Below are 8,391 nucleotides of genomic sequence, written 5' to 3'. Positions count from 1 at the left end.
CCCTAGATCCCCTCCCCCTGGAGCTCCGTATGCGTGCCGTCCGCGTCCCCCTCGCCGCCGCCGTGGCGGTGGCCCTCGCCGCCGTCGCGACGGGCTGTACCGAGAAGACCGACGCCGCGAAGGGCACCGACGAGCACGTGGTGAAGGTGACCGCGAGCGACGACGCCTGCGAGGTGTCCAAGAAGGAGTTCCCCGCCGGGCACGTCGTGCTCGACGTCGAGAACACCGGCTCCAAGGTCACCGAGGTGTACGTGCTCTACCCGGACGACCGGATCGTCACCGAGCGCGAGAACATCGGCCCCGGCACGCGCCAGAAGGTCAACGCCGAGGTGAAGTCCGGCTCGTACCAGATCGCCTGCAAGCCGGGCATGGTCGGCGACGGCATCCGGCAGCAGGTGAAGGCGACCGGCGGCGGCAAGGCGGCCGCGCGTGACCCGAAGCTGGACGCGGCCGTGGCGGCGTACCGCAAGTACGCGCAGGAGCAGGCCGACGAGACGCTGCCGCTCGCGAAGAAGTTCGCCGACGCCGTGAAGGCCGGCGATCTCGACGCGGCGAAGAAGGCGTACGCGCCGTCCCGGATCGGCTGGGAGCGCACCGAGCCCGTGGCCGAGTCCTTCGGCGACATCGACCCGAAGGTCGACCTGCGCGAGGACGGCCTGGAGGACGGCCAGGACCTGGAGAAGGACTGGACCGGCTGGCACCGCCTGGAGCGCTCGCTCTGGCAGGACAAGAAGATCACCGCCCGCGACAAGGAGCTCGCCGGCCTGCTGATCAAGGACCTGGAGGACTGGCAGGACAAGGTCAACGAGGCCGAGATCACGCCCACTTCGATGGCCAACGGCGCCAAGGAACTCCTCGACGAGGTCGCCACCGGCAAGGTCACCGGCGAGGAGGAGCGCTACTCGCACACCGACCTCGTCGACTTCAAGGCGAACGTCGAGGGCGCGGAGAAGTCGTACACGCTCCTGAAGCCGGTCGCCGCGAAGAACGAGCCGAAGCTCGCCACGGAGCTGGACCGGCAGTTCGCCGCCCTGGACAAGCTCCTCGACCAGTACCGCGAGGACAAGAAGTCCTACGACTTCGAGTCCTACGACAAGGTCGGCAAGGCCGAGCGCAAGGAACTGTCGGACGCGGTGAACGCGCTGGCCGAGCCGCTGTCCAAGCTGGCCGCCGCCGTGGTCGCCAAGTAGTCCCGGAACGAAGCGAGTTGGAGGTCGGACCATGACGGACGAGGCGAACACGCCCTCCCCCTCCCGGCGTGCGCTGCTCGCCGCCGGAGGTGCCGGGCTCGCGCTCGGCGCCGCCACGGGCGCGGGCGCGGTGACCGCGGCGCGCACGGACGACACGGCACCGGTGGCGGACACGGGGGCGGCGGTGCCGTTCCACGGCCGCCACCAGGCGGGCATCGCCACGGCCGTGCAGGACCGGCTGCACTTCGCGGCCTTCGACGTGAAGACCGACGACCGGGCCGCGCTCATCGACCTGCTCAAGGAGTGGACCGAGGCGGCCGCGCTGCTCACCGCGGGCCGCGCCGTCGGCGAGGGCGCGTACGGCGGCATCCCCGAGGCGCCGCCGGACGACACCGGCGAGGCGCTCGGCCTGAAGCCGTCCCGGCTCACCCTGACCTTCGGCGTCGGGCCCGGCCTGTTCGACGAGCGGTTCGGGCTCGCGGATCGGCGGCCCGAGGCCCTGGTGGACCTGCCGAAGTTCCCGGGCGACAACCTGGACGCGGCCCGCAGCGGCGGCGACCTGTGCGTGCAGGCCTGCGCGGACGACCCGCAGGTCGCGGTGCACGCGATCCGCAACCTGGCGCGGATCGGCTTCGGCAAGGTGGCGGTGCGCTGGTCGCAGCTCGGCTTCGGCAAGACCTCGTCGACGACGCCGGACGCGCAGACCCCGCGCAACATGATGGGCTTCAAGGACGGCACCCGGAACATCGCGGGCAACGACACCTCGAACCTCGCCAAGCATGTGTGGGTGTCCGAGAAGGACGGCCCCGACTGGATGGCGGGCGGCTCGTATCTGGTGGCCCGCCGGATCCGGATGAACATCGAGACCTGGGACCGTACGTCGCTCAAGGAGCAGGAGGACATCTTCGGCCGCACCAAGGGCGAGGGTGCCCCGTACGGGAAGCGGCACGAGCGGGACGAGCCGGAGCTGCGGGCCATGCCCGAGGCGGCGCACGTCCGGCTCGCCCACCCGGACCGGCACGGCGGCGCGATGATGCTGCGCCGCGGCTACTCGTTCACGGACGGCACGGACGGCCTGGGCCGCCTGGACGCGGGCCTGTTCTTCCTCGCCTACCAGCGCGACGTGCGGGACGCGTTCATCCCCGTGCAGCGCGCCCTGGCCCGGCGCGATGTGCTCAACGAGTACATCCAGCACGTCGGTTCGGCCGTCTTCGCGATCCCGCCGGGAGTGGCGGACGAGGGCTCCTGGTGGGGCCGCGAACTGTTCACCGGAAAGGCGTGAGGGCGTGTTCGCCAACTATCTGATCGGGCTGCGCGAAGGCCTCGAGGCCTCCCTCGTCGTCTGCATCCTCGTCGCGTACCTGGTGAAGACCGACAACCGCGCGGCGCTGCGCCCGATCTGGCTCGGCGTCGGCATCGCGGTCGGCATCAGCCTGGCCTTCGGCGCGGGACTGCAGTTCGGTACGCAGCAACTCACCTTCGAGGCCCAGGAGTTGATCGGCGGCAGCCTGTCGATCGTCGCGGTGGGCCTGGTGACGTGGATGGTGTTCTGGATGCGGCGCACCGCCCGGCACCTCAAGACCGAGCTGCACGGCCGCCTGGACGCGGCGCTCGACACGGGCACCGGCGCCCTGGTCGCGACGGCCTTCCTCGCGGTGGGCCGGGAGGGCATCGAGACGTCGCTGTTCGTGTGGCGGTCGGTGGACTCGGCCGACGACGGCTGGCGGCCACTGGCGGGCGCGCTGCTCGGCCTTGTCACGGCGGTCGCGATGGGCTGGCTGTTCTACCGGGGCGCGCTCCGCATCAACCTGGCGAAGTTCTTCACCTGGACCGGCGGCATGCTGGTCGTGGTCGCCGCGGGCGTCCTCGCGTACGGCTTCCACGATCTGCAGGAGGCGCGCTTCCTGCCCGGCCTCGCCGACAAGGCCTTCGACATCAGCGCGACGATCCCGCCGGACAGTTGGTACGGAACGCTCCTCAAGGGCATCTTCAACTTCCAGCCGGACCCCACCCTCGTACAGGTCACGGTGTGGGCTCTGTATCTGATCCCGACGCTTGTGGTGTTCCTGTCCCCGGTAGGGTTCCCAGCGTCAGTGGGGGCAGTTGGAGCGAGTGAGCAGAAGGCAAGCGATGAGCAGGCTGCGCAAGGTGAGTCGGCCGGCCGCGGCGGCCGCGGCGGTGACGGTGCTGGCCGTGACGGCGAGCGGGTGCGTGACGGTGCACGGGGAGCGGGAGATCGTCCCGGCGGCGACCGAGGCTGAGGCCGCCGAGGCACTCAAGGACTTCACGAAGTCGTACAACGCGGCGGAGGCGAAGGCCGATCCGGCCGAGGACGCGGGCCGGGTCACCGGGCCGTTCGGCGCCGTCAAACAGGCCTCGTGGAAGGCCGGTTCGATCCAGAAGAAGGACGGCGCCGCGCTCAAGACGCCGACGCCGCTGAAGCTCTCGGACGTGAACTACACGATCCCGAAGCAGGCGGGCTGGCCCCGCTGGTTCGTCACCGACTCGGCCAGCAACAAGTTCCAGGACGGCTCGTTCCGCTGGGTCATGGTCTTCACCCGCGACGGCATCGCCGAGAAGTGGGAAGCCTCGTACCTGGCGTTCGTGAAGCCCGGCGACATGCCCGAGTTCAAGAAGGACAAGGACGGCTTCGCCGAGCCGGTACGGGCGGACGACCCGAAGCTCGCCGTGGCCCCCGAGAACCTCAGCAAGAAGTACGTCTCCTACCTGAAGGGCGGAGGCAAGGGCTTCGCGGACGGTTCGTACACCACGGACTGGCTGGCCGAGCGCGCGAAGAACGAGAAGCGTCTCGGCATGGCCACGCAGTACGTCGACGAGCCGCAGAACACGGGCGACTTCGCGCCGGTCGGGCTGCGCACGAAGAACGGCGGCGCGTTCGCCTTCTTCTCCACCCGGCACTTCGAGAAGCGCACCGCGTCGGAAGGCCTGAACCTGCGCATCAGCGACGACGTACGCGCGCTGATGAAGGGCGACGCGAAGGGCGCGGTCACCCTTGAGTACGCGGCAGGCCAGGCCGCGACGGTCCCGCTGAAGGGCGCGAACGGCGCACAGGTGCAGATCCTGAACCGGGTCCAGGGGCTGACGGGCGCCAAGGGCGAGTGAACCGGCCGGGGTGCTCGGGGGTTGTGGCCCCCGGGCACTCTTCGGCGCCGGGGTCAGCCGCGCAGGGGCCAGGCCGCGGTCTCCGGCTCGCTGCCGGCGTGCTGCGCGATGGCGTCGGTGAGCGCTTCGAGCAGGGTCAGCGGTTCCGGCAGCGGGTGCTCGGGGCCGCGGACCCAGCTGACGCCGAGGTCGCCGGGGAGCCGGGCGGGCGGCACCAGAACGTACGAACCCCGGCAGTGCCAACGCAGGCCGGGGTGTTCGTCCATCGTCTCGGGGTGACAGTCCAGCTCACAGGGCCACCACTCGTCCTCGTCCTCGGGGGTGCCCCGGGTCGCGGTGAAGAACATCATCCGGTCGCCGCCCGACTCGGACACGGGGCCGACCTCCACACCCGAGGAGAGCAACCGCTCCAGGGCGCTGCGTCCGGCCGCGAGCGGGACGTCGAGGACGTCGTGGACCATGCCGGTCGCGGTGATGAAGTTGGCCTCGGGCTGGTGCCTCGCCCAGCGCTCGATCTGGCCGCGGTCCGTGGTGGACTGCGTCTGCCAGGCGAAGGAGACGGGGTGCCGGGCGGGGGTCGGGCAGCCGATGCGGTCGCACGAGCAGCGGTACCCCGCCGGATACGCGGCCGGGGCGAGCGGCAGTCCTGCTTCGGCGGCGGCGAGCAGCAGGCCCTCGCGGTCCACGTCGTCACCCGCGTCCTTGGGGCGGCGGGTGCGCAGCCACTGGGAAAACCTGCTCTGTCCGCTGGTCCGACGGCCGAACTCCGCGCCCATCTATCCCCTCACCTTGCATCGTCCCGTTCGTCCATGGTGCCACCATCCTGCGCCCCGGGTGGCCGCACTCCCCATCCGGGGTACCTGGGGTGATGCAAGCCCTTGGGTGTCAATGACGGGCAAGTACCGACATATCGGCCTACCTTGTCGCCATGGTCACCTTGGCTGCACCCGCGGTAATGACCGCGCTGGCCCTGGCGGGACAGCTGACCGGCGTCGGGGCGAGCGGCACGGCCGCACCCCTGGAGTGGAGCGCCGGCGGCCCGCTCACGGTCGACGCGCTTCCCCGCGTCACGTACACCGCCCATCGCGGCGGCGCCCTCGAAGTCCCCGAGAACAGCATGTCCGGGCTGATGACCGCCTTCGAACGCGGCACGGCGCAGGTGCTCGACGTGGACACCCGGATACTGCGTGACGGCACTCTCGTCGCGATGCACGACGCGACCCTGGACCGCACCACGGACAAGTCGGGCCCGGTCCGCGCCCTCGACCGCGAGCAGTGGCAGCAGGTGCGGGTGATGCCCCGCCCCTCGCTCCACGGCAACTGGCGCCCGGAGCGTCCGCCCACCGTGGCCGAGGTGCTCGACCGCTTCGGCGGGCGGATCGTGCTGCTCCTGGAGGTCAAGGACACGGACGGGCTCGTACCGCTGGCGAAGATGCTGCGCGAGCGCGGCCTGACCCGCTCCGTCCTGGTGAACTCGCACTGGCCCGCGGAGGCCGAGCGCGCCCACAAGCTCGGCCTGCGGACCCAACTCTGGCGTGACGCACGGCAGATGAGGACCGACCGGCCGCAGAAGTGGCGGACGTTCGTCGACGTCCTGGACGTGGACTACAAGGCGCGGGACCAGGACCTGAAGCGCGCGGTGACCTCCGGCATCCCGCACATCTGGGCGCACACGGTGAACTCGACGAAGCAGCGGGACCGGGTGCTGCGGCTCGGCTGCGACGGCGTGATCACCAACGCGCCGGGCCGCCTGGCCCGCACCCGGGTCGAGGGCCCGGTCCCCGCGCTGCCGCTCAGCGAGGGCTGAGACCGCCGAGCGCGTAGTCGACCAGGGCGTCGGCGTACGCGTGCGACAGCTCCCCGGTGCCCTGGAGCCAGCGCTGCGCGAGCGGCGAGACGAAGAGTTCCAGGGCGATCCGGGGGTCGACCTCGGCACGCACGGCACCGGATTCCTGGGCGGCGCGCAGCCGGTCGACGTAGAGCTGGAGGCCGGGTTCGAGCAGCTGCTCCACGACGCGGGCGCTGAGTTCGCGGTTGACGATGCCCTCGGCGGCGAGTGCGCGGTAGGGCGCCTCGAACGCGGGGTCGTTGAGCTCGTCGACGGTGGCGCGCAGCACGTGCTTCAGGTCGGCCGCGAGGTCGCCGGTGTCGGGCAGGGCGCGTACGGAGGCGGGGTCGGTGCCGGCCGCTTCGGCGGCGGCGGCCATGTTCCGCTCGCCCATGTCGACGAAGGCCTCGAGGAGCACTTCGGCCTTCGACGACCACCAGCGGTAGATCGTCTGCTTGCCCACACCGGCGCGGGCGGCGATGCCTTCGATGGTGGTCTTCGCGTACCCGGCCTCGCTGATCAGGGCGAGCGCCGCGTCGTAGATCGCACGGCGGGAACGCTCGCTGCGCCGCGATGAGTCGGGGGCTGTCTTGGTGGCCATGGCTCGAATGTAGCAGCCACATGAGGCGAGACGTATCGTCTTAGATAGGTTGACAAGACGGAGCGTCTCGCTCATGGTGGTGGACGTGGCGAGACGAACCGTATCGTCGCATTGGGGCCCGCGAGGGCTACGGAGGGAGTACGTCATGACACGTGGTGGAGCCGGAAACATGCTGGGCGTGGGCGGCACCCGCAACAAGCTGTCCCGCAAGGCGCTGCGCGGCGGCGGCCGGGACGGCAGGGTCGGCGGCGGGCTCGACGCGCAGGCGCAGAAACGAGAGTTGCTGCGCAGGCTGCAGGAGGGACGCGGCGCGACGGACACGTCGTGAACCGGCGTGACGGACACGTCGTGAACCGGCGTGACGGACACGTCGTGAACCGGCGTGACGGACACGTGGTGAACGGGCGCGACGGACACGTGGTGAACGGGCGCGGGGCCGACGGGATCCGGCCGCCGGGCCGCGGTCTGAACGCTCGCGGCGCCGCCGGGCCGCGGTTGTGAACGCTCGCGGCACGGCCGGAGAACAACCCGTTCGCCACCGCGCAGGAGGGCTCCTCACAGCGGACCATGGGCAGCACACGGGCGGGAGACACCCTGCCGCCCTGCCGACCGTGAGGAGCCCTCATTGCCTCGTCACGCCACACCCCGGCGCTACCTGATGTGCCCACCGGCGCACTTCAAGGTCACGTACTCCATCAATCCATGGATGGACCCCGCCAAACCCGTCGACGTGTCCGTGGCCGTCGCCCAGTGGGAGGACCTGAGGGAGCGCTACCGCTCGCTCGGCCACACCGTCGAGGAGCTCACCCCCCGCCCCGGACTGCCCGACATGGTGTTCGCCGCGAACGGCGCCACCGTGATCGACGGCCGGGTGCTCGGCGCCCGCTTCGCGCACCGCGAGCGCTCCGCCGAGGCCGCCGCACACCTCGACTGGTTCCGTACGCACGGCTTCGCCGCGGGCGACGTGCGCGAGCCCGACCACATCAACGAGGGCGAGGGCGACTTCGCCGTCACCGCCTCGTACGTGCTCGCCGGGCGCGGGTTCCGGGCCAGTCCGCTGTCGCACGGGGAGGCCCAGGAGTTCTTCGGGCGGCCGGTGATCGGGCTCGACCTGGTCGACCCGCGCTACTACCACCTCGACACCGCCCTGGCCGTCCTCGACGACGCCGGGGACGAGGTCATGTACTACCCCGGCGCCTTCTCCCCCGGCAGCCGGGCCGTGCTGCGCCGCCTCTTCCCCGACGCCCTGATCGCCGGGGAACGGGACGCCGCCGCGCTCGGCCTGAACGCGGTCTCCGACGGCCGGCACGTGCTGTTGCCGCAGGCCGCTTTGGGGCTGTTCGAGCCGCTCCGGCGGCGCGGGTTCGAGCCGGTCGGGATGGATCTGGGCGAGTTGCTGAAGGGCGGCGGCAGCGTGAAGTGCTGTACGCAGGAGCTGCGTTGCTAGGAGGCGCCCCCTAGGCGGCGCCTCCCCGGTCCGGTGGGCGGAAGCGTTCATCCGGGGGCCATCCCGAGGCCACGGTGACGCTCGGCAGGTCACGTATCACTAACGGGTCTACACCGAGCCCAGGGCAGGGCGGCGAGCGGCCGGGAGAGTTTCCGGCCGCTCTGTCGTGCCCGTCCCGCCCACACCACACCCCGCCCCGCCC

At 71.3% G+C, this 8,391-nt stretch carries 9 protein-coding genes; 7 read left to right on the top strand and 2 right to left on the bottom strand.

Features of this window, described 5'->3' with window-relative positions:
• Nucleotides 1-29: 29 nt before the first annotated feature.
• The 4 genes from efeO to GUY60_RS30045 are packed head-to-tail and all read left to right on the top strand — an operon-like array spanning nucleotide 30 to nucleotide 4,313.
• Nucleotides 30-1,190, top strand: a complete 1,161-nt coding sequence (gene efeO, locus GUY60_RS30060) for an iron uptake system protein EfeO (RefSeq protein ID WP_161703475.1) — start codon at nucleotides 30-32, stop codon at nucleotides 1,188-1,190.
• Between the two features lie 31 nt (nucleotides 1,191-1,221).
• Nucleotides 1,222-2,472, top strand: a complete 1,251-nt coding sequence (gene efeB / locus GUY60_RS30055; RefSeq protein WP_161703473.1) for an iron uptake transporter deferrochelatase/peroxidase subunit — start codon at nucleotides 1,222-1,224, stop codon at nucleotides 2,470-2,472.
• A gap of 4 nt (nucleotides 2,473-2,476) precedes the next feature.
• Nucleotides 2,477-3,451: an iron uptake transporter permease EfeU gene (gene efeU / locus GUY60_RS30050; protein WP_161703471.1), complete on the top strand. Its 975-nt coding sequence runs from the start codon at nucleotides 2,477-2,479 to the stop codon at nucleotides 3,449-3,451.
• Complete coding sequence (locus GUY60_RS30045; protein WP_312866480.1) at nucleotides 3,384-4,313, top strand: SCO2278 family lipoprotein; 930 nt, start codon at nucleotides 3,384-3,386, stop codon at nucleotides 4,311-4,313. The genes efeU and GUY60_RS30045 overlap by 68 nt, the downstream gene beginning before the upstream one ends.
• 53 nt (nucleotides 4,314-4,366) lie before the next feature.
• On the opposite strand, the gene GUY60_RS30040 is transcribed toward GUY60_RS30045, so the two are convergent.
• Entirely contained in the window at nucleotides 4,367-5,089 is a 723-nt protein-coding gene (locus GUY60_RS30040) for a bifunctional DNA primase/polymerase (RefSeq protein ID WP_161703468.1), read from the bottom strand.
• A gap of 152 nt (nucleotides 5,090-5,241) precedes the next feature.
• Between GUY60_RS30040 and GUY60_RS30035 the strand changes: the two genes are divergently transcribed.
• Nucleotides 5,242-6,120: a glycerophosphodiester phosphodiesterase gene (locus GUY60_RS30035; RefSeq protein WP_161703466.1), complete on the top strand. Its 879-nt coding sequence runs from the start codon at nucleotides 5,242-5,244 to the stop codon at nucleotides 6,118-6,120.
• Here GUY60_RS30035 and GUY60_RS30030 read toward each other — a convergent pair.
• Entirely contained in the window at nucleotides 6,107-6,742 is a 636-nt protein-coding gene (locus GUY60_RS30030) for a TetR/AcrR family transcriptional regulator (RefSeq protein ID WP_161703464.1), read from the bottom strand. The genes GUY60_RS30035 and GUY60_RS30030 overlap by 14 nt on opposite strands.
• Nucleotides 6,743-6,887: 145 nt before the next feature.
• Here GUY60_RS30030 and GUY60_RS30025 point away from each other — a divergent pair, with 145 nt between their 5' ends.
• On the top strand, nucleotides 6,888-7,070 hold the full coding sequence (locus tag GUY60_RS30025; protein WP_161703462.1) for a DUF6243 family protein: 183 nt from the start codon (nucleotides 6,888-6,890) through the stop codon (nucleotides 7,068-7,070).
• Between the two features lie 297 nt (nucleotides 7,071-7,367).
• Nucleotides 7,368-8,189: a dimethylargininase gene (gene ddaH / locus GUY60_RS30020; RefSeq protein ID WP_161703460.1), complete on the top strand. Its 822-nt coding sequence runs from the start codon at nucleotides 7,368-7,370 to the stop codon at nucleotides 8,187-8,189.
• The last annotated feature ends 202 nt before the right edge of the window (nucleotides 8,190-8,391 follow it).

Source organism: Streptomyces boluensis, assembly GCF_009908195.1.
Lineage (GTDB): Bacteria > Actinomycetota > Actinomycetes > Streptomycetales > Streptomycetaceae > Streptomyces > Streptomyces boluensis.
The sequence above is the reverse complement of the archived record's forward strand: the minus strand, read 5'-3'. Positions and strand labels throughout refer to the sequence as shown.

Bases quoted from the DNA above. Each gene is read 5' to 3' on its own strand.
- efeO (WP_161703475.1), top strand. From the start codon at position 30: ATGCGTGCCGTCCGCGTCCCCCTCGCCGCCGCCGTGGCGGTGGCCCTC.
- efeB (WP_161703473.1), top strand. From the start codon at position 1,222: ATGACGGACGAGGCGAACACGCCCTCCCCCTCCCGGCGTGCGCTGCTC.
- GUY60_RS30040 (WP_161703468.1), bottom strand. From the start codon at position 5,089: ATGGGCGCGGAGTTCGGCCGTCGGACCAGCGGACAGAGCAGGTTTTCC.
- GUY60_RS30035 (WP_161703466.1), top strand. From the start codon at position 5,242: ATGGTCACCTTGGCTGCACCCGCGGTAATGACCGCGCTGGCCCTGGCG.
- GUY60_RS30030 (WP_161703464.1), bottom strand. From the start codon at position 6,742: ATGGCCACCAAGACAGCCCCCGACTCATCGCGGCGCAGCGAGCGTTCC.
- GUY60_RS30025 (WP_161703462.1), top strand. From the start codon at position 6,888: ATGACACGTGGTGGAGCCGGAAACATGCTGGGCGTGGGCGGCACCCGC.